Genomic DNA, 19,475 nt, shown 5'->3' with positions numbered 1-19,475 from the left:
TTGTTCGCTGTGCTGTCGGTTCTTCGTACCGATCGAAGCGACTCTCTTCCGAATCAACGAAAACAGCGACACACTCGGAACGGCCGGCCCGACATCGGCGTCGCTCCGCGCCGAACGGGAGTCAGCGACCGTCGGGCGACGCTCCGTCTCCGCCGGTTCCGGTGCCTGTCACCGTCCCGACCCCCTTGCTCGATCCCTCGCGGAAGACGAACCGCTGTCCCGCCTCGACCAGGTACGGACGGAACTTGAACCGGACGCGCGACTCGCCCGTGTCGCCCGGCAGCAGCCGCCCGTCCGCCGGGAAGAACGCGGCCGCCTCGGAGACGGTCTCGAGGTGGACCACGGGCTCGTACCCCTCCTGAATCCGGGTCGGATGGTTGAGCACCATCACCTCGGCGTCGAACTCGCGGACCGGCTCCGGCTCGCTGTCGCGGGGAACCAGGGCCATCCCGCGTTCGATCTCCGACTCGTCGACGCCCTTCAGCGCGATGCCGACGATCCGGCCGGCTGTCGCCTTGTCGACGCGGTGGTAGTGCATCTCGATCGAACGCACCTCGACCTCGCGGAAGGACCCGTCGGGCATGGGGCCCAAGAGCAGTTCGTCGCCGGTCTCGACGGTCCCGGAGTTCACGGTGCCGGAGGCGACGGCGCCCACGCCGGTCACCTTGTAGCTGCGGTCGATGTACATCCGGAAGGTCTCGCGGTCCGGCGTCGCCCGCTTCGGCAGGCACTCGAACAGCGTGTCGAGGGTCTCGATCCCCGCCTTCGTCACCGCGCTCGTCCGCAACAGGGGCACGACCCCGTCGCCGACTTCCGCCACCGCGGTGTCGACGCCGTGGCGGTCGACGAGCAGCGGGGTCTGCCCGGCGTCCCGCAGCATCGACTCGACCTCGCGTTCGACCGCGGCGAGCCGCTCGTCGCTTACGGCGTCCGCCTTCGTGACCGCGACGATCGTCGGCAGCTCCGTCGCGAGGAGGATCCCCAGGTGTTCGCGGGTCGTCTTCGTCGGCCCGTCGTCTGCGGCCACGACGAGCAGCCCGTAGTCGAGCTTCTGCCCGACGAGCCCGCGGATCGTCGTCCGGAGCCACGGCTCGTGGCCGACGGTGTCGACGAACGAGACGAGGCGGTCGGCCGCCTCGACGACGCCGGCCCGGTCGGACTTCCGGTGGGGGTTGTCCATCCGGACCGGCTCGTCGGCCTCGTCGTCGAAGCCGTACACCGCGTACGACAGGTCGGCGGAGAGCCCCCGCTCGACCTCGTGCGGTTGGACGTCGAGGAAGCCGCGCGTGCCGCCCTGCCCGTCGTCCGCGCGCCCGGTGACGAGCGTGCCGACGAGCGTCGACTTGCCGTGGTCGACGTGCCCGGCCGTGCCGACGACGAGGTGGTCCTCGTCGGCCTCGAACACGCCCCCGTCCCGCAGCGTCGCGAGCCCGACGAGCCCCGCGTCGTCGGCGTCGCCGCCGGTCCCGGCGCTCCACGTCTCGGCGTCGGCGATGTGCGCGTCCGCCTCGTCCGCCAGAAGCGAGAGCACGTCCATCGTCTCGGAGAAGGCGTCCGGAGAGATCCCGGCCAATCCGCCGTCGTCGGTGACGCCCAGGACGTAGGTGGCCTCGCCGTCGCCGGAGAGCACGCGGTGGCGGAGCTGCGCCACGAGCGACTCCATGCGGCCGTCGGCCAGATGTACCTCGCGGGTCAGTCGCTCCTTGAACTCGATGGCGCCACCGTCCCGCTCGCCGCGCTCGATGGCCCGCCGGAGGGCGGACCTGTCAGCGCTCATGCCCGCTCGTAGGCGACAGCCGGGCTTAACGGTTTTCGTGCTATGAATCCCCACGTCACGTGATCGCCCGTCACTCCTCGGGGGCGCTCCGGCGGACTATTTAACCGACCGCCGCGGACAACGACGGTATGGACACCTCGGTCCCCAGCGTCGCCGAACGCCGCGTCCACGTCGTCCCGCTCGGCCGCGAGCGCGATCGGATCGTCGAACCCCTCCGCCGCCACGGCGCCGACGTGGCGTACCTCCTCGTCGACGCCCCCGACCGCGAGGGCGCCCGCGGCGACGTGGACTTCGACGCCGCCGGCGCTTCGGACCCGGCCGACACCCGCGTCGACCACGACCGACTCGTCGAGTACCAGCGCGACGCGTGGGCGTCGGTCGCCGAGTTCGCCGCCGTCCGCCCCGTCCCGGTCGCGCTCGCGGACGTGTACGACGTGCTCGGCGTGACGACGACCGTCGCCGCCCACCACCGCGCCGGCGAGGACGACGGCGACCGGCTCTTCGGCAACGTCTCGACGGGCCCGCGGATCGCCGCGGTCGGCGTCGCGCTGGCGTGTATGATCGTCGGGGCGCGGCCGTACAGCGTCGAGCCCGAGCGGCACCGCCACGACCTGCGCGAGGAGCCGCTCACCGAGGGCGTCGAGCGCACCGTGGACCTCCCCATCTACCCGATGGACGCGCCGACGACCGATCAGGTCGCGGTGCTCGGCCGGCTCCACGAGCGCAGCGAGGAGCACTTGGCCACGGACAAGTGGAACCTGATCGAGTGGGCCCGCGAGCGCGACCTGCCGTTCCTCCGCGAGGCGGGCGAGAGCCGGACGGCGAAGTACCGGGCGCTGGAGACGCACGTGCTCTCGCCGCTGCGCGAACGCAGCTACGTCGAACTGGAGGACATCGGTCGCTCCGACACGGTCCGGCTCACCGAGACCGGCCGCCGCGTCTTCTTCGCGTTCAAGCACAAGATCGACGGCCGGTAGCCCGGGTCGCGGGCGATGACCGGCGTCCGGGCGGCCGCAAGCGCCACGACGCGTGACGCGCCCGGTCGGTCACGGCCGACACGCAGCGAGCGATTCGTGCGATTCGAACGCACTGTTCGGTCCGTCCGTACTGTCGACGGCTAACGTAGAATTACCCCCCGCACGTCGACTAAGATGCGTGACGCCCGCCGGGCGGCCGGGGCACCCTCCCCGCCCTCCATTCCCCCCGCCCGCTATCGCGGTCCCCGCTGACGCCGCCGCGGCCGCCCGACGGTGCCGTCACGGCCGACGGATCGCCCGTCGGCGTTCCTCCGTTCACTCTCCGGTCAGATCGACGTACGTCCGCCGGACGGTCACCGGCGTCACGTCGGCGACGTCGGCGGCCTCCCGCTGGGTACACTCCGCGTCCAGTTCGCGGGCCGCGGTGTACAGGCACGCGGCCGCGACGCCGACCGGGTTGCGGCCGTTCGCGATCCCCTCCTCGACGGCGCGCTCGGCCAGCTCTCCCGCCCGGCGCTCGACGGCCGGGTCACAGCCGAGGTCGCTGGCGAACCGCGGCAGGTACTCCGCCGGGCCGGTCGGCGCGATGGGGAGGCCGAGTTCGCGGTTCATCGCGTCGAAGGCGGCCCGGTGTTCGTCCTCAGTCGCCTTCGCCTCCGCGCACACCTCCTCGACGGTGCGGGCCACGTCGGCGGTCCGGCAGGCGACGTAGACGCAGGCCGCGGCGAACCCCTCGAGCGAGCGCCCGCGGAGCAGGCTCTCCGACTGCGCGGAGTCGAACAGCGCGCAGGCGGCGTCGCGGACGCTGTCGGGAAGCCCCAAGGCGCCGGTGAGCCGCCGGATCTCGGTGTACGCGTACACCTTGTTGCGGTCGCGCTTCGTGGAGATCTGCGCGCGGTTGTGCTGGGTCCGCATCCGGGCGAGGCGCCGGCGCTTGCGACCCTTCACCTTCGTCGACCGCCCGATCTCCGTCGAGAGGCCGCGGTCGTGCCGGGAGCGCGTCAGCGGCGCGCCGGTGCGTTTCGGATTCGTGTCGTCGTCGTCGAACGACCGCCACTCGGGTCCGTGGTCGATCCGGTCCGCCTCGACGACGAGTCCGCAGTCGGTACAGACGCGCTCCGCGGCGTCGGCGCGCGTCCGCCCGCCGCACTCGGGACAGGTCTCCCGGTCGGCGGTCGCCTCGTCGCCTGCGTGTCCACTCGTGACGGCCTCGTCGTCGGTGGTCTCCTCGTCGCGAGCCGCCTCGTCGGTGCCGGCCGCGGCGCGGTCCGGCGCCGCGACGTCGTCGGTTTCGGTCCGGGGCGAACGAACGCGGGTCGAGCGTGCGTCACTCATCACACGTCGAACTCGGGCCCGATGCCTTACTTAAACCCGGGCGAATCGGCGGGTTCTCGGCCGGATCGCGGGCGCTCAACCGACCGGTTATCGGTCGGTGATTACGCCGTCCAACCCGACGCAGTACGGTGGTTTTAAGCGCTAACACGATCCAGCCGTTCGCATGACGCTGTCGGAGATCGCGGCCGGGGTCGAGGTGACCGCGGACCAGCGCGACCGCGGGGTCGCGCTCGCGGACGACACGGAGACGCCGCTCGTCGATCGCCTGTCGGACCACGCCGAGTCGCTGCCCTGCACGCCCGAGGCGACCGCCACGCTCGTCGACGCCTACACGGCCGGACGGAGCGTCGGGGACGCGGCAGCGGAGGCGGGCGTCACTCCGATGACGGCCGCGAAAACGCTTCACCGATGCGGCGTCGCGGGGGTCTGTCCGCTCTCTCCCACGGGCCGCGACATCGTCCGCGACTGGCTCGCGGGCCGGACCGCCCGCAGCGAGGCGGTCGAACTCGCCGGCTGCGACGAGGCCGACTTCGCGCTGGCGACGTACGTCGAGACGCACGACCCCGTCGACGCCGTCGCCGAGGCCGTCGACGCGCAGGTCGCGGGGTCCGCGCCGCTCGGGGACGGCCTCGGCGACGGCGGCCCCCTCGGCGACGCGCTCGGCTCCCCGGACGGTCTCCGCTGAGCCACGACACCCCGTTTCGACTCCCTTCTCAGGGCGTGAACCGCTCGATCAGCCCCGACTCTGGGAACTCGACGCCGAGCGAGGTGTCGAAGGCGGCCTCGTAGGCGGTCGCGATCGCCTGCGCGTACGCGTGACTTCCCATTGCCGCGGTCGGCGCGGCCGCCACCGCCGGGTCCGTTTCGGGCAGGCGAACGACGGCCGCGTCGCCGCCGCCCTCTTCTCCGTCGTCGTCCGCCCCCGACCGCTCGACCGCGAGGGTCGCGTCGAGACCGCCACCGACGTCGGCGATCCGCCCGCGCAGGCGCTGTGTCGCGTCCCGGCCGTGGGCCGTCGCCGGCCTGACCGCCACCGCGCGGTCGACGCTCGTCGCGGCCGCGACGGCCTCGTTCGACCCGACCGGCGCGGCGTCGACGACCACCGCGTCGTACGTCGTCGCCGCCTCGTCGATCCGCCGTTCCAGCTTCCGACCGGCCTCCGCGGTCTTCGCCCGCGCGACGCGCTCGAACGGCGCCCGCGCCGGCACCGCGTCGACGCGTCCCGGGAGGTCGGGCGCGTCGCTCTCGTCACCGACGCCGAGGCCGGAGCGCCCGCGTCCGTCGCCGCTGCCGCCGCCGGCTCGAGTCCCGGCGATCGGATACGCCGCCGCCGACAGCGCCGCGTCCGAGTCGTCGGTGAGGAGCGCGGTGAGGTCGGGGTCGATCCGCCCGGCCACGTACTCGGAGAGCCCCTGCGTCGTGAACGCGGCGTCGACGACCGCGACGTCTCGACCGTCGCGAGCGCCCATCGCCGCCAACTCGACCGCGGTCCGCGTCGTCCCCGCACCGCCGGTCGCGCCGACTACCGCGAGCGTCGTCGTCTGCATGTCCCGGTCTCGCCCGAGGCGCTTCTTAAAAATCGCGAAGCCGAGCGACGCCTCTCCCGCCCCCTTCGTTTCATCTGGAGAACAGTATGGCCGCAGTCAGCCGTCTATCGCGGCCGCGACCTCGTCGGCGACCGCGTCGAGGTCGTCGTCGGAGAGGTCGGGCCGCCCGCCGGCGACCGCGTGGATCGCCGCGCCGCCGTCGCCCTCGAAGCGCGGGACGACGTGGACGTGGACGTGCGGGACTTCCTGTCCGGCCGCCTCGCCGTCGTTGAGGCCGACGTTGGCGCCGTCGGCGTCGACCGCGGCCTCGATCCGCGGGGTGAGCGTCGCCACGGCGTCGAACAGGTCGCTCGCGAGGTCGGCGTCGAGGTCGCCGACGTGTCGCGCGTGCGACTTGGGTATCACGAGCGTGTGCCCGCGGGCGAGCGGGTTGGCGTCGAGGAACGCCAGCACGGAATCGGTCTCGTACACGGTCCGCGCCGGGATGTCCCCGGCGACAATCGAACAGAAGATACAGTCTGCGGACATACGCGACGGATCGGCGGGGCGTCGTATCAAGGTTTCCCGGCGCCGCGGCGGTGCGGGCTCGCCTCGGCAGGGTTCGCCCCGATTCGGCTTCGCCCGCCCCGCCAACGGACCTATATTCGCCGCGCCGAAACGGGCGGTATGGACGACCGGCTCGAACGCGTCATCCGCCAGCAGCTCCGGAAGGCGGGCAAGCAGTTCGAGGAGGCCAAACGCGCCTACTCAGAGGGGCGCGACGACCCCGACGGCTCCGCGGCCGCCGCGGCGCGGTTCGACCTCCCGACCGACGACGCCGGCCGCGCTCGCATCGTCTGTCGCCGCCACGCGGAGCGCCGGACCGTGCCGGTCGACGCCGAGGGCCGGCCCGCCTGCTTCGCGTCCGGGCACCCCGACTGCGAGGGCTGCGCCGAAGATGTCCGTGACGGCGTCGTCGAGACTTGGTGACGTATCGATAGCGGCCGGACGCGGCCCCGCCGCGGCTTCGGGCTCACCAGAACGCGTTTCTTTCCCGGGGCTCTCAGGCTTCCCATGAAGCGGACCGGCGTCGTCGTCGCCCTCCTCCTCGTCGTCGGGCTCGGGCTCGCCCTCTCCGGGTTCCTCGGCGGGCCGGCCGGGGAACCCACCGCCGGCGACGTGCCGGACGACCGCCTCATCGAAGTCGACGGCGACTACCGGCTGTGGCCGTACACGAGCCGGAGCAGGACCGTCGAGGGTCGAACCCTCGCTATCAACCTCGTGTTCCACGCCGACGCCGCGGCGACCCGGGCCGCCATCGAGGGCGATCCGGCCGCGAACTGGGAGGAGACGGCGCCCGACGAGGCGGCGTCGACGCCGAACGACGACGACCAGGTTCGCGAGTTCGTCGCCCGCGACTGGCAGGACGCCCACAGCTCGCTCCGCTACTCGTACGTCGAGGGCCCTGACGGCGGCGCGTGGCTCACCGAGACGTTCGAGCTCCACGACGGGTCGTACCTCGGCGTCCGCGACCACCTCCGCGCGTACGAGTCCCCCGACGGCGCCTACACCGCGGTCCAGGCCCACGAGGAGTACTACGACTGGTTCCGGCTCCGCCACACGGTCCCCGACATCGACGCGCCCGCGACGCGGCTCGAGAGCGAGTTCGTCGAGTCGAACCGCGCGACCGACGTGCGCCGCGAGTACCGCGGCATCGACGGCGGGCGCAGCGACGGCTGGCTCTCCGTGATCGAACTCGCGACGGCGACGGCGGTCGCCGGGTCGCTGCTCCGCCGCCGGACCCGCGAGACCGCCGTCGACCTCGCTCGTCGGCTCCGGACCGACGCGGGGCGACACGCCGCGGCCGCGACGCTGGGGGTCGCGCTCGCCGCCGTCGTCGTCGGCGTCCGCGTCGCGGGCGTGACGCTGGAGACGGCGCTGCCGGGCGCGTCGCCGAAGGCCATCGCCGCTCCGCTGTACCTCGTCCTCGCGGCCGGACTCCCCGCGCTGGTCGTCTGGCGCGCCCGGCGGACGGAGCCGGCGGCCGCCACGCTGGCGGTCGTCGTCGGCCTCGGCGCCGGGTTCCTAGCCGACTTCGCGACGCTCGGCGTGGCGCTCTCGCCGGACCTCGTCGTTCACCGGGCCGCGCTCCTCGCCGCGCTCGGCCTCGTCGCCTTGGGCCGGGCGGCCGCGGACCGACCGATCGTCGCGGTCGGGCTGGCGGCGTGGGTCGTCGGGCTGGCGCTCCCGCTGGCGGGCGTGATCTGACGCCTCGGTCGCCGGACGACGGGGCCCGATCCGCGGGCTCGACTCCGATCGGGCCTCGACAGCACAGAAGAGATATACAGCGTGACGGAAAACAGGAGGAAACGAACGCATGACGCGACCGATCAGTCGACGAGCGGCGCTCGCTGGCCTCGGCCTCGCGGCCACCAGCGCCGGTTGTCTCGGTCGTACGGAGAACATCGCCGGACGAGACCCCCACTCGCAGCTGACTCTCGAGATCAACGCGACGCCCGCCGACGGCGACCCTCACGGCATCCGCATCGCGAGACAGCTCGAAGAGCATCTGACCGCGGTCGGCATCGACGTCCGCCTCAACACCGTCGGTCAGACCGACCTCCTGCGGAAGGTCCTCATCAACCAGAACTTCGACATCTACGTCGGGCAGTTCGTGGAGACGCAGCCGTTCGACCCGGACGCGCTGTACGGGCTGGCCCACTCGAAGTTCGTCGCGGAGCCGGGGTGGCAGAACCCCTTCGGCCTCACCGAGATGGCCGTCGACGACCTGCTAGAACGCCAGCGCCGCGCCACGGGCGACGACCGGTCCGCCGCCGTCGACTCCCTCCAGGAGACGGTGTGCGAGGTCCAGCCCTTCTCGGTCGTCGCGTTCCCCGACGCGCTCACCGCCGTTCAGGAGAACCGGTTCGACGGGTGGACGACGGACCGCCAGCCGACGTCGGTAACGGGGCTCCTCGGCCTCGAAGGCGTTCCCACCGCGGTGGACGACGGCTCGACGGACGGCGGGTCGAACGACACCGACGCGACGAGCGACGGGTCGAACAACACCGACGCGACGGGCGACGGATCCTTCGGCGACGGGTCGTGGGCCGACTCCGACGTCGGCGTGCTGCCCGACGGCAACGTCACGGCGAGCGACGCCGAGTCGGAAGCCGTTCTCCGGCTCGTGACGACCGACGACCGCATCACGCAGAACTGGAACCCGATCGCCGCGGAGTACCGCAAACACGGCACGTTCACGGGGCTGCTGTACGACCCCCTCGTCCGCACGGACGGCGAGGGCGTCGTCCCGTGGCTGGCGGCCGACTGGGAGCGGGTCGACGCCGACACGCTCGACGTTTCGCTTCGGGACGCCCGGTGGCACGACGGCGAGCCCGTGACCGCGGGCGACGTCGCGTTCACCTACCGGTTCCTCCGGGACACGTCGCTCGGGAACGTCGAGACGCCGGTCCCGGCGCCCCGGTTCCGCGGCCGGAGTTCGCTCGTCGAAGACGAGCGAGTCGTCGACGACGCGACGGTTCGGCTCTCGGTCGCCGAGGCCAACGACACCGTCGTCGCCCGCGCGCTCCGGGTGCCGATCCTGCCGGAACACGTCTGGTCGGACCGCACCGACGCGGCGACGATCGCCGGCTTCGAACTCGACTTCGAGACGACGGAGGCCGTCGTCTCGAACAACTCCGATCCGGTCGGGAGCGGCCCGCTTCGCTTCGTCGAGGCGACCGCGGGGGAGTCGGTCGTCTTCGAGCGGAACCCCGACCACTTCCTCGTCCGGCCGGCCGACGGCGACTCGACGCCGTCCGCCGAGTCGACGGACCCGCGAGCCGGAATTCCCGAGCGATACCACGGGAAGCCGGCGTTCGACCGGCTCCGCATCGGCGTGTTGCCCTCCGACATCTCGGCCGTGGAGTCGGTCGCCGGGGGCGCCGCCGACGCGACCGTCTCGAACCTCGGTCCCGCGGCCGTCCCCCGGATCGCCCGGTCGGACGAGACCCGGCTCGTGAGCGGTCGCTCGGCCGCGTTCTACCACGTCGGGTACAACGTGCGCGAGAGTCCGCTGTCGAACCCCCGGTTCCGGGCGGTCCTCGCTCGCCTGATCGACAAGTCGACGATCGTCCAGGACGCCTTCGACGGATACGCGCGGGCGGCGGCGTCCCCGCTCGCGGCGTCGCCGGACGCGGTCCCGGACTCGGTCGCGTGGGACGGCGCCACGGACCCGGTCCACCCGTTCTTCTACGACGGGGGATCGCTGGACGTCGCGGCCGCCAGGGACGCGCTCCGTGACATCGGGTATCGCTTCGACGACGAGGGGCGGCTGCTCTCTCGGGGGCAATGACGCCGTTACTGTCGGTTCTCACCTCGGTCTTGGCGTCGGTCGCCGCGATGTTGGCGGTCGCGAGCCTCGCCGTGATCGGTCCCGCCCGACTCCGCGAGACGTGGGGCGGGCTCCGCGACCGGATCTGGGACGCGCGGCGGGCCGGCGCGGCCCTCGCCGCGGTGTTGATCGCCAGCGCGATCGGCCGCAGCTCGCTACAGACGGTCTCCGAACTGTTCGGCCTTCAGGCGACGGCGCTCATCTACGGCTTAGAAGGCGGCTTCGTCCCGTGGGTCCAAGCGACGTTCGCCGGTCCCGCGCTGACCACCTACTTCTCGTGGGTGTACGTGTACGGCTACGCGTTCCTGCTCGCGTTCCCGGTGGTCGCGTACCTCGCGCTCCCGCAGACGGCGACGCTCAGGCGGCTCCTCGTCGCGTACGCGCTGAACTACGGGATCGGGTTGGTCGTCTACACGCTGGTGTTCGCGCACGGCCCGCGCAACGTGATGCCGGACATGGTGACGCCGCTGCTTTTCGCCAACAACCCCGACGTGATGGCGCTGACGAGCGAGGTCAACGTGAACACGAACGTCTTCCCGTCGCTTCACACCTCGCTCGCGGTCACCGTGGGGACGTTCGGGCTCCTGACCCGCGAGGAGTACCCGCGGTGGACGCCGGTCGCGGTCCCGCTCTCGCTGTCCGTCGTCGTCGCGACGATGTACCTCGGTATCCACTGGCTCACCGACGTGATCGCCGGGTTCGCGCTCGCGTTCGGTTCCGTTTTCCTCGCCTATCGCTCCGTGGACTCCCGGGCCGACGCACCTGAACCGAGTGGCGACGCGGGCGACACGGACGACGAGCGTCCCGAACCCGGGGCGGGCACGGACGACTGAGGCGAACGCCGAGAGACCGTCTCCGCGATCAGGCCCCTTCGACGAGGCGCTCGAGCTGTTCCGGCGGGACCGCGCCCCGCGCGGCGTGCCCGTCGTACGCGAACGTCGGCACGCCGGTGACGCCGCGCCGCCGGGCGGCGTCGAACAGGTCGGTAACGCGCCCGCGCAGCGCGTCGTCGTCGAGCGCCTCGTCGACCACGTCGGCGTCGAGGCCCTCCACGTCCGCCGCGACGTCGGTGAGCACGTCGCGGTCACCGATGCCGCGCCCGTCCAGCCAGAGCGCGTCGAAGACGCCCTCGTCGAACGCGAGCCACGCGTCGGGCGCGGTCTCCCGCACGTGGACCGAGACGACCTGCGCCGGCAGCGAGTCGACGTCGGTGCGGAGCTCCTCGGCCATCTCCACGTCGTACTCCGCTTGGAGGCGGCGGACGTTCTCTCTCGCCTGCTCGTAGTAGTCCTCGTCTTTCCCGTCGTCGGCGTCGTGGTCGATCTCGCCGTCCGGGCCGCGCTTGCCCGCCCGGAGGTCGAACGGGTGCCAGTCGATCGCGAGCGGCTCCTCGCGCGTCTCCTGATACTGCGAGAGCGACTGCCGTCCGAGGAAGCAGAACGGACAGACGTAGTCGGAGTAGACGGTGATCGCCTCGGGTTCGTCGGCGCCGGACGCGGCGTCGGACTCGGTTGCCATACATCGCATACGCCGCGGAGCCGAAAAGGTCGTTCGGCGACGGCAGGCCCCGGACGCGGGATGCCGACCGACCGGCGAGCGGAAGTCCGTCCGGTTCGGTCTCGAACCATCACGGATTAATATAACTAGGTTGTACCACTGCGTATGTCCGACTACGACCCGATCTATCCCCCCGTCGCGCTCTCTGTCGCCGGCAGCGACAGCGGTGGCGGCGCGGGAATTCAGGCGGACCTGGGCGCGATGACCGCGCACGGCGTCTTCGGCACCGCGGTCGTGACGGCGACGACCGCACAGAACACGCGCGGCGTCGAGGACGTTCATCCGCTCCCGCCGGACCACGTCGCGAGCCAGTACGCGGCGGTGGCCGACGACTTCGAGATCGCCGCGATCAAGACGGGGATGCTGGCGACCGCTGCGATCGTCACCCGGGTGACCGACCTCGTCGCGGGTGCCGACGCCCCGCTCGTCGTCGATCCCGTCATGGTCGCGGCGACCGGCGACCGACTGCTCTCGCCGGCGGCCGAGGACGCCTACGAGGACCTGATCGCGGCCGCGACGCTCGTCACGCCGAACGCCGACGAGGCCGCGGTCCTGACCGGCGAGCCGGTCGAGACCCCGGCCGACGCCGAGCGCGCCGCCCGCGAGCTCGTCGCGCTCGGCGCGGACGCGGCGCTCGTCAAGGGCGGCCACCTCACGGGGACGACGAATTCGGACGACGACGAGGTCGTCCTCGACACGCTCGTCCGCGGCAAGGCGGCAGGAGGCCCTGACGACGCCGCGAACGACGGACCCGCGTCCCGGCCGGCCGTCGACCGCTTCGAGTCGCTGCGTGTCGACACCGACGCCACCCACGGCTCCGGCTGTGCGCTGTCGAGTGCGATCGCCGCGCGACTGGCCCGCGGCGAACCCCTCCGCGACGCCGTCGCCGCGGCGGTCCGCGAGATGAGCGAGGCGGTCCGACGCGGCTACGACGTGGGCGCGGGTCCCGGCGCGGTCAACCCGACGGTTCTGGGCGGGGAGTGAGCGCTCGGGTCGCCGGGTCGGTCGACCCGGACCGCTCGGGTCGGACGACTCACACGAGTCGGTCCGCAGTCACAGGTACGCGAGCGGGACCATCAGCGCGACGCCGAGCGCGACGCCGCCGACGAGGACCGGCTTCCCGCCGCGCGGGAGGTCGGCGCCCGTCTCCAGCGCCTCGGGGATGAACTCCGAGAGGACGAGGTAGACCATCGCGCCCGCCGCGAAGCCGAAGCCGTACGGCAGGAACTCCCTGGCGTACCGCACGAACGCGAACGCGATCACGGCCCCCACCGGCTGCGGCAGGCTGGAGAACACCGCCCACCACACCATCTTCCACTTCGAGACGCCCATCGCCCGCAGCGGGATCGAGATCGCCGTCCCCTCGGGGACGTTGTGGATCGAGATGGCGACGGTCATAAACACGGCCAGTAGCGGGACCGTGAAGCCGAACAGCGCGGTGCCGCCCGCCAGCCCGAGGTCCGCGAAGGAGACGCCGACGGCGATCCCCTCGGGGAAGCTGTGGACCGTCAACACCCCGAGGATCAGGATGAGCTTCTTGAAGTCGGCCTCCTCGTACTCCTTGGGATCGACGTCGGCGTCTAACAGCACGTCGTGCGCGATGACGACGAGGGCGACGCCCGCGAGCATCCCGACGCCGATCTGGACGGGCGTCCCCTCCGCGAGCCCCTCCCGAACCAGCCCGAACAGCGACGCCGAGACCATGATCCCCGACGCGAACCCCCACAGCGCCACGTTCCCGCGGTCGCTGATGGTCTCGAAGAAGAAGAACGGGAGCGCGCCGATCCCGGTCGCCAGCGCCGTGATAAGCCCCGCGACGAACACGAACGCGTAGGCGTCGAGCGCGACCATTCGATGGCTGGTGGTACGCCGGTACCGCTCATAACTCCGGCGGGCGCGGTCACCGGCTGAGAACCGCGTCTCGGCCGCGCGGTCGGCGAGTTCACCCGAGCATCCGAACGAGGCTGGCGAGGAACACGAGGAGAAGCAGCGCGACGAGCACCAACAGCGCGGTGAGTTTCGCCCCGGGCGCTGCGTACCGCGCGCCGAACCGCGTGCCGCGCTTCCGAAGCCGCTCCCGCGGGCGACTCGGCGAGGCCACGCTCACGCTCCGTCAGCGGACTGCGACGGGTCCAGAGGGTGCCGAACGCCGGCCGCGTCGACGCGGTTCGCGTCGTCCGCGGTCGAGCCCTCGGCGGTCGCGTTCTCCGCCGGGGCCGACTCGTTCGTCGCCGTCTCGTCATCCGACGAACTCGGCTGGTCTCCCGTCGGACCGGTCGGCGTCGGTTCGTTTTCGTCCGTCTCGGTGTCGTTCGCCGCCGGCGCCGTGGCGTTCTGGTCCGTCGGAGCCGAGGCGTTCTGGTCCGTCGGAGCCGAGGCGTTCTGGTCCGTCGGAGCCGAGGCGTTCTGGTCCGTCGGAGCCGAGGCGTTCTGGTCCGTCGGAGCCGAGGCGTTCTGGTCCGTCGGAGCCGAGGCGTTCTGGTCCGTCGGAGCCGAGGCGTTCTGGTCCGTCGGAGCCGAGGCGTTCTGGTCCGTCGGAGCCGAGGCGTTTTCGTCCACGGGCGGCGCCGTGGTGTTCTCGCCGGTCTCCGTCCCGTTCGCCGCTGACGACGTTCCGTTCTCTCCCGCGGCGGTCGTCCCGTTCTCGACGGGCACGGTCGCCACGGCGAACCCGCTCCCGATCGACTCGTTCACATCGCGCAGTTCGTCCGGCGTCTCGAACGTCGTCGTCACGTCGACGCTCGCCGAGAGGACCGCGACCGTGGCCCCGCCGGCGAACGCGACGCTCCACACCAACACGGCCAGCGCGACGAGCGCGACGAGCCCGCGGTTCGCTGGCATCAGTCCACCTCTCCGGCGGCGTCGGGGCGTGCCGTCGGCGTCCGTACCGGTGCCGACTCGTCCGGTTCCACGCGCGCTTCGTCCGTCGCGACGGCCGCCGAGTCCGTCTCGTCGACGTCCGCGTCGCCCTCACCGGCTTTCGGCTCGCCCTCGTCGACGTCCCGTTCGCTCTCGGAAACCCCGCCGTCGGCGGCCGTTTCCGACGCGTCTCTCTCCGACTCCGCCGCGGCGCTCCGTCCGCTCCGGTCGAGCACGCCGCTCGCCGGCACCCACATCGCGAGCGCGCCGAACAGGAGCGTCGCGGTCGCCACCGCCACCGCGATCGCGGCGGCGCTCCGGAGCTCGAACGCGACGTACGCCGCGTACGGAGCGAAGACGACGAGCACCGCCGCCGCGCCGCCGACCGCGTCGACCGAGACGCCCCCGGCGCCCTCCGTGGCGGCGCCGACTGCGGCCGGATCGGCCTCGGCCGCACCGACCGCCGTCGGCCCGCTGGCCTCGTCGTCGGCCGACTCGCCGGTCGGGTCGACCGTCGTCGTCGGGCGTTCCTCGGGCTCGTCGCGACCGCGGACGATCGACCAGACCTCGGTGACCGCGAGCAGACCGAAGGGGAGCAAGACGAGCGCGACGAACCCGGCCTGCGTGCCCGCGAACTGGATCACGTACCCGATCCACGGGATCGTCAGCGCCACGACGCCGACGAGGTTGCCTGCGGGGACGAACCCCGGATCCGGCCCCTCGTTGGCGTCGCCCATCGTCTCGAACGCGAGGGTGCCACCCTCGCCGACCACGTCGATCACGCGGTGTGTCACCGGCACGTCGCTGGTGCCTCGCATGAACGTGATCACGTCGCCCTCCGCGATCGCGGTCGGATCGCGATCGGCGACGATCACGACGTCGCCAGGCGCGATGGCGGGCGTCATGCTCGCCGTGAGCACGACGAAGCTCTCGTCGGCGCCGACGACCTCTGGGGCCGCGTACACCGCGAACGGCGCGACGAGCGCGATCAGCAGGACGATCCCGAGTACGTTCGCCGCGCGTTTCGTCCGTGGTGATGTGAGTATATTGGTCATCAGTTCGCCTCCGTGCCGCCGCTTCCGCTGCCCTCGCTTCGACCGTCGGCGTTCGCGGACCCGCCGTCGGACTCCTCCGGTTTCCCGTTCCCTTTTCGGCCGGAGCCGCCGCCGCTGTCGTCCGCGGCACTGCTGTCGTTCGCGGCACTGCTGTCGTTCGCGGCACCGCTGTCGTTCGCGGCGTCAGCGAGGTCGTCGCCGCGCTCGCCGTCGCCGGCGCAGACGCTGACGGTGACGTTGCTGACCCCGTACCGCTTGCCGTTGGTGGGGTTCGGCGGCGCGAACACGACCGCTCCCGTCTCCGGAGCCACCGGGGCGATATCGACGCCCTCGGGGTCGCGGTCCGGTCCGCCCTTGACCGCAACGGCACACATGTCCGGTCCCGGGTTCCCGTCGGCGTCCCGGAGCGCGAACGCGACGCCGACGACCTCGCCGCCGTCCTTCGTCTCGACCTCGGTGACCTCGATCTCGTGCGGCCCCGCGCCGTCGAGGATCATCTCCAGCGGGAGGACGTCGCCCGGTGCGGTCGACCCACCGAATTCGGCCTTGCCGAACTCGACGCACTCGGGGCAGTCCACCGCTGGCTCCCCGCAGAGGACCTCCGCGAAGGGGTTCGCCCCCGGCGCGTTCGCCTGCTCCTCCGAGACGTGGCGGCACTGCTCGGCGTACAGCCGGAACGTCAGGTCCGTTGTCTCTCCGCCAACGTCGGGCGAGTCCGCCGGGAGGTACGGGGCGACCTCGACGACGATCGGGCCGCCGTCCGAGTCGAGGCAGCCGGCGTCGATCCGCACGCCGGTCGCGAGGTCGCGCTCGACCTCCGCGAGGGGGCGGTAGCCGTCAGTCACCGACTCGCCGTCGACGACGACCTCGAGTTTGAGGGCGTTCCCCAGCCGATCGCCGTCCGGGCACTCCGTCGCGAGCCACACCCGCACCGGGTTCTCCGACGCCCCCACCTCGAACCGCTCGGGGGCGGGGCGCTCGTCGAACGTCGTCCGGTCGACCGCGAGCGGGCCGACGGTGACGGTCCCGTCCGTGGGGTCGCCGTCCACCGTCAGGCCCACCTCGCCGGCGCCGAAGGCGTTGCCGGGGAACGTCTCCCGGTCCGAGAGGTACGCGCCGGTGCCGAGGCCGCTCGCCATTCCGACGGCGCCGACGCCGCCGATCCCGGCGAGCAGCCGGCGGCGGCTCAGGCCGCTCGGGCGCCGTCCGACGTCGTCTCCGGGGCTCATGCGCTCCCTCCGACCCCGTTGGTCTCCGTCGAGGCGCCCATCGCGAACGGGTTCCCCTCGGCGCCGCAGTCGTCGGCGGCGAACGCCACGTCGAACTCGACTGCGCCGCCCTGTCCGGCGTTGCCCCCCTCGGCGTCGAACGCCCAGTCGAAGGTGAGACAGCGCCGCTCTCCCGGGAGGAGGCAGCCGTCGTCGAAGAGCCCGGGGTTGAGTTCGACCCCCGCCGCGAGCGCGGATCCGTCGAACGACGCGAGGCTGCCGGCGCCGATCGACTCGCCGTACTCGGCGAAGTCGCCCTCGGCGCCGCCGCATCCGCCGATCCCGAGCACGCCCGTGTCGTACCGCACGTCGAGGCTAATGCGCTCGGCGAGCGCGGCGCTCGCGGCGTCGGAGCCGTCGAAGCTGGGCGCGATGCGCAGCCACACGCGGACGCCGTCCGGGGCGGTCCCCGCGGGGTCGTCGAGCCGCAGCCCGACGCTCGCGGTCCCGTAGTCACCGGGCAGCGCGTTCTCGACGTCGACGAGCCGGATCCCGGCCCCGACGTCGTCGACGGCGTCGGTCGGGCTCGAATCCACGACCGCGCCGTTCTCCGTGCGCCGCCAGCCGACTACTAGGTTCCAGGGCGTGTCCGACTGGGCGTACGTGTACTCCGAGTACTCGCCCCAGCCGTCCGTTCCCGTCGGCCGTCCGGAGCCCGCCCCGAGGGCCGCGAAGCCGACGGCTCCGAGTCCCGCGAGTGCCTGCCGCCGCGTGAGTTTCGATTCCTTTTGTATCATTGTGTGTCGTCGCGGCTCCGAACGGCCGTGTCGTCGATATCGTCCCTCGTCTCACCACCTCTACCGTCGCCGTAGTGGTATGTATGCGCGTCATACCCGGCCGGCCCGGTGGCCGTACCCGACGGTACGGACACCGTACCTCACCGTTGGTCGCTCGATCCGGCCTCGCCGCCGATCGGCCTCGCCCGTCGACGCCGCGGTGGGATCGGAACGCCGGATCAGGCCGGCGTCGACGTCCCGGCGCCGTCGTTGTGACGCGCCTGCTCGGTGTAGAAGCCCAGATCGAAGGCGAGCGTGTCGCCCTGGATCTCGTTGCCCACCTCGAGGGGCAGCTCCCACTCGAGCGCGACGCAGTGCATCACGCCGTCGCCGCGGAACGCGTCGCGGTCCGCGTCGTCCGCCGGGTCCGCGAGCTCGTCGTACAGCGTCGCGCGGTTGCCGTCGAGCGGGATCCCGTCCCCGTCGGCGAGCTCGGCGAGGACGTTCGCGAGCGTGTCCTCCATGATGATCTTCTCTTGCGTCGTCTGCGCCGCGAGATTGCCGAACACCGTCGGGATGTTCAGCGGGTCGTCGAGGTCGTTGAAGAACAGCAGGTCGCCGCCCGCCCCGCCGGCGGGGCCGGCCATCGCCAGCAGGGTGCTGGCGCTGCCGTCCACGTTGATCGTGTAGACGTCGGTCGCCGGGCTCGGCGACGCCGCGCGGGCGTCGTCGGCCGCGTCGGTGGGCGAGGAGAACTGGGTGGTGCCAGTCCCGTTGAACGACTCGCCGTCGGAGAGGACGATGTTCTGCTTCGCCGCGCTCGGGCGACCGTTCGCGTCGAGTTCGGCCTGGGCGTCGTCGACGCCCTCGCCGATGTACGTGCCGGTCGCGATGCTGCTCGCGTTCGAGAACGGGTTGGCGTCGCCGTCGCCGTCGGTCGGGGTCGAGCTCGCGCCGCCGCTCACGACGTTCGCGAGCTTTTGACGGAGGCCGTCGAGCGCGCCGTCGACGACCGAGAGGTCGCTGGTCAGCGCCTGTAAGACGCCGGTCCGGGGCTCGCTGTCGACGCTCTTCTCGCCGTCGAAGTACGCGACGCCGACCTGTACGTCCGCGTTCGCGTTCTGTAGGAAGTCGATGAACTGCCGGGTGCCGAGCTCGACGAGGTCGATCTTCGTCGTCTCGGTGTAGGTGGTCCCGTTGATCGCGATGTCGTCGTTACTGACCACGCCGCCGTACTGGTCGTACAGCATCGAGCCCGAGAAGTCGAGCGTCAGCATGATGTCGACCGGCTCCGCCGGGTCGTAGACGTTGTCGCAGTCCTCGTCGTACCAGAGCCGCGCCTCGATGGCGTCGCCGAGGTCGCCCACGTTGTCCGGGTCGACGAGCAGCTCGGGCTCGGTGCCGGCGCCGCCGTCCTCGGAGACGTTGCCCGCCTGCATCCAGATGTACCCGGGGTTGTCACAGAGGTGCAGCGAGAAGGTGATCTCGCCGGAGTCGCCGGGCTTCACGTCGGTGAGCCGGACGAGCGTCTCCATCTCCTCGCCCGTGACGGGGTCCGTCCCGAAGTCCGCCTCCGAGAGCGGCGGGATGTTGTCGCAGGTCAGCACCGGGAGGTTCGCCCCGTTGCTGTCCTCGTCGGTCTCGTCCGGGAAGTCGCTGTAGCTGAACACGTCGCCGTCGATCTCGACCGACTGCTCGCCGTCGCCGTCGTGGTCGGGGTGCGCGCTGACGAACTGACGGCCCTCGCCGAAGTCGTAGGTCTGTTGCCAGTCGACGAGCAGGTCGAGGTTCCCGGCGGTGAGCGTGTTGTCCTCGAACGACTCGGTGTCGTTGAAGTACGCCGTGGTGCCGAGGCCCGCGCCCGCGGAGGCCACGCCGATCGCGCCGAGGCCCGCCAGCATCTTGCGCCGCGACAGTCCGATCGTGTCGAATTTCTTGCTGTCTGTCATGATTGTGAATCCCCGAGGGGAGTCCCACCGACGGAGTCGAACCGTCGAACGCCAGTGTGGGAG

19 protein-coding genes are annotated in these 19,475 nt (G+C 72.0%); 7 read left to right on the top strand and 12 right to left on the bottom strand.

Annotated elements, in window-relative coordinates:
* Positions 1–121 precede the first annotated feature (121 nt).
* Positions 122–1,777 carry a GTPBP1 family GTP-binding protein gene (locus ACZ5KW_RS02930; protein ID WP_343779739.1) on the bottom strand — a complete coding sequence of 552 codons (1,656 nt, stop codon included), beginning with the start codon at positions 1,775–1,777 and terminating at the stop codon, positions 122–124.
* Between the two features lie 128 nt (positions 1,778–1,905).
* Here ACZ5KW_RS02930 and ACZ5KW_RS02925 point away from each other — a divergent pair, with 128 nt between their 5' ends.
* A complete protein-coding gene (locus ACZ5KW_RS02925; protein ID WP_343779738.1) occupies positions 1,906–2,754 on the top strand; it encodes an HFX_2341 family transcriptional regulator domain-containing protein in 849 nt (282 codons plus the stop codon).
* Between the two features lie 315 nt (positions 2,755–3,069).
* Here ACZ5KW_RS02925 and ACZ5KW_RS02920 read toward each other — a convergent pair whose 3' ends face one another.
* The gene (locus ACZ5KW_RS02920; RefSeq protein ID WP_343779737.1) at positions 3,070–4,089 is read right to left on the bottom strand and encodes a transcription initiation factor IIB; all 1,020 of its coding nucleotides are present in this window, start codon (positions 4,087–4,089) and stop codon (positions 3,070–3,072) included.
* Between the two features lie 163 nt (positions 4,090–4,252).
* Here ACZ5KW_RS02920 and ACZ5KW_RS02915 point away from each other — a divergent pair, with 163 nt between their 5' ends.
* Positions 4,253–4,774 (top strand): DUF7858 family protein, encoded by a 522-nt coding sequence (locus ACZ5KW_RS02915; RefSeq protein ID WP_343779735.1) that lies wholly within the window; start codon positions 4,253–4,255, stop codon positions 4,772–4,774.
* A 28-nt stretch (positions 4,775–4,802) separates the two neighbouring features.
* Here the strand turns inward: ACZ5KW_RS02915 and ACZ5KW_RS02910 are convergent, their stop codons facing one another.
* Together ACZ5KW_RS02910 and ACZ5KW_RS02905 are read right to left on the bottom strand one after the other, a co-directional pair.
* Positions 4,803–5,636, bottom strand: a complete 834-nt coding sequence (locus tag ACZ5KW_RS02910; RefSeq protein WP_343779733.1) for a P-loop NTPase family protein — start codon at positions 5,634–5,636, stop codon at positions 4,803–4,805.
* A gap of 96 nt (positions 5,637–5,732) precedes the next feature.
* Entirely contained in the window at positions 5,733–6,164 is a 432-nt protein-coding gene (locus tag ACZ5KW_RS02905) for an HIT domain-containing protein (protein WP_343779730.1), read from the bottom strand.
* A 138-nt stretch (positions 6,165–6,302) separates the two neighbouring features.
* On the opposite strand from ACZ5KW_RS02905, the gene ACZ5KW_RS02900 reads away from it, so the two are divergent.
* From ACZ5KW_RS02900 to ACZ5KW_RS02885, 4 genes are all read left to right on the top strand, one after another.
* Positions 6,303–6,605 carry a DUF7091 family protein gene (locus ACZ5KW_RS02900; RefSeq protein ID WP_343779727.1) on the top strand — a complete coding sequence of 101 codons (303 nt, stop codon included), beginning with the start codon at positions 6,303–6,305 and terminating at the stop codon, positions 6,603–6,605.
* Between the two features lie 84 nt (positions 6,606–6,689).
* Entirely contained in the window at positions 6,690–7,883 is a 1,194-nt protein-coding gene (locus ACZ5KW_RS02895) for a hypothetical protein (RefSeq protein ID WP_343779725.1), read from the top strand.
* A 109-nt stretch (positions 7,884–7,992) separates the two neighbouring features.
* Positions 7,993–9,969 carry an ABC transporter substrate-binding protein gene (locus tag ACZ5KW_RS02890; protein ID WP_343779724.1) on the top strand — a complete coding sequence of 659 codons (1,977 nt, stop codon included), beginning with the start codon at positions 7,993–7,995 and terminating at the stop codon, positions 9,967–9,969.
* Positions 9,966–10,841 carry a phosphatase PAP2 family protein gene (locus ACZ5KW_RS02885; protein WP_343779721.1) on the top strand — a complete coding sequence of 292 codons (876 nt, stop codon included), beginning with the start codon at positions 9,966–9,968 and terminating at the stop codon, positions 10,839–10,841. The genes ACZ5KW_RS02890 and ACZ5KW_RS02885 overlap by 4 nt, the downstream gene beginning before the upstream one ends.
* A gap of 28 nt (positions 10,842–10,869) precedes the next feature.
* Here ACZ5KW_RS02885 and ACZ5KW_RS02880 read toward each other — a convergent pair whose 3' ends face one another.
* A complete protein-coding gene (locus ACZ5KW_RS02880) occupies positions 10,870–11,526 on the bottom strand; it encodes a DsbA family oxidoreductase (protein ID WP_343779719.1) in 657 nt (218 codons plus the stop codon).
* Positions 11,527–11,670: 144 nt separating this feature from the next.
* Here ACZ5KW_RS02880 and thiD point away from each other — a divergent pair, with 144 nt between their 5' ends.
* Positions 11,671–12,549, top strand: coding sequence for a bifunctional hydroxymethylpyrimidine kinase/phosphomethylpyrimidine kinase (thiD, locus tag ACZ5KW_RS02875; RefSeq protein ID WP_343779717.1), 879 nt, complete (start codon positions 11,671–11,673; stop codon positions 12,547–12,549).
* 69 nt (positions 12,550–12,618) lie between these two features.
* Here the strand turns inward: thiD and ACZ5KW_RS02870 are convergent, their stop codons facing one another.
* The 7 genes from ACZ5KW_RS02870 to ACZ5KW_RS02840 all read right to left on the bottom strand — a co-directional run bounded on the left by ACZ5KW_RS02870 (position 12,619) and on the right by ACZ5KW_RS02840 (position 19,412).
* Complete coding sequence (locus ACZ5KW_RS02870) at positions 12,619–13,416, bottom strand: ZIP family metal transporter (protein WP_343779715.1); 798 nt, start codon at positions 13,414–13,416, stop codon at positions 12,619–12,621.
* Positions 13,417–13,507: 91 nt separating this feature from the next.
* A complete protein-coding gene (locus ACZ5KW_RS02865) occupies positions 13,508–13,666 on the bottom strand; it encodes a hypothetical protein (RefSeq protein WP_464388581.1) in 159 nt (52 codons plus the stop codon).
* Between the two features lie 2 nt (positions 13,667–13,668).
* Positions 13,669–14,406, bottom strand: a complete 738-nt coding sequence (locus ACZ5KW_RS02860; RefSeq protein ID WP_464388580.1) for a hypothetical protein — start codon at positions 14,404–14,406, stop codon at positions 13,669–13,671.
* Positions 14,406–15,479, bottom strand: a complete 1,074-nt coding sequence (locus ACZ5KW_RS02855; RefSeq protein WP_343779708.1) for a signal peptidase I — start codon at positions 15,477–15,479, stop codon at positions 14,406–14,408. The genes ACZ5KW_RS02860 and ACZ5KW_RS02855 overlap by 1 nt, the downstream gene beginning before the upstream one ends.
* Positions 15,479–16,708 (bottom strand): SipW-dependent-type signal peptide-containing protein, encoded by a 1,230-nt coding sequence (locus ACZ5KW_RS02850; protein ID WP_343779705.1) that lies wholly within the window; start codon positions 16,706–16,708, stop codon positions 15,479–15,481. Before ACZ5KW_RS02850 ends, ACZ5KW_RS02855 begins: the two co-directional genes overlap by 1 nt.
* On the bottom strand, positions 16,705–17,484 hold the full coding sequence (locus tag ACZ5KW_RS02845; protein ID WP_343779702.1) for a hypothetical protein: 780 nt from the start codon (positions 17,482–17,484) through the stop codon (positions 16,705–16,707). The genes ACZ5KW_RS02850 and ACZ5KW_RS02845 overlap by 4 nt, the downstream gene beginning before the upstream one ends.
* Before the next feature lie 218 nt (positions 17,485–17,702).
* Positions 17,703–19,412: a SipW-dependent-type signal peptide-containing protein gene (locus ACZ5KW_RS02840; RefSeq protein ID WP_343779698.1), complete on the bottom strand. Its 1,710-nt coding sequence runs from the start codon at positions 19,410–19,412 to the stop codon at positions 17,703–17,705.
* Between the last annotated feature and the right edge of the window lie 63 nt (positions 19,413–19,475).

This window comes from Halorubrum ejinorense (assembly GCF_055389685.1).
The sequence above is the reverse complement of the archived record's forward strand: the minus strand, read 5'-3'. Positions and strand labels throughout refer to the sequence as shown.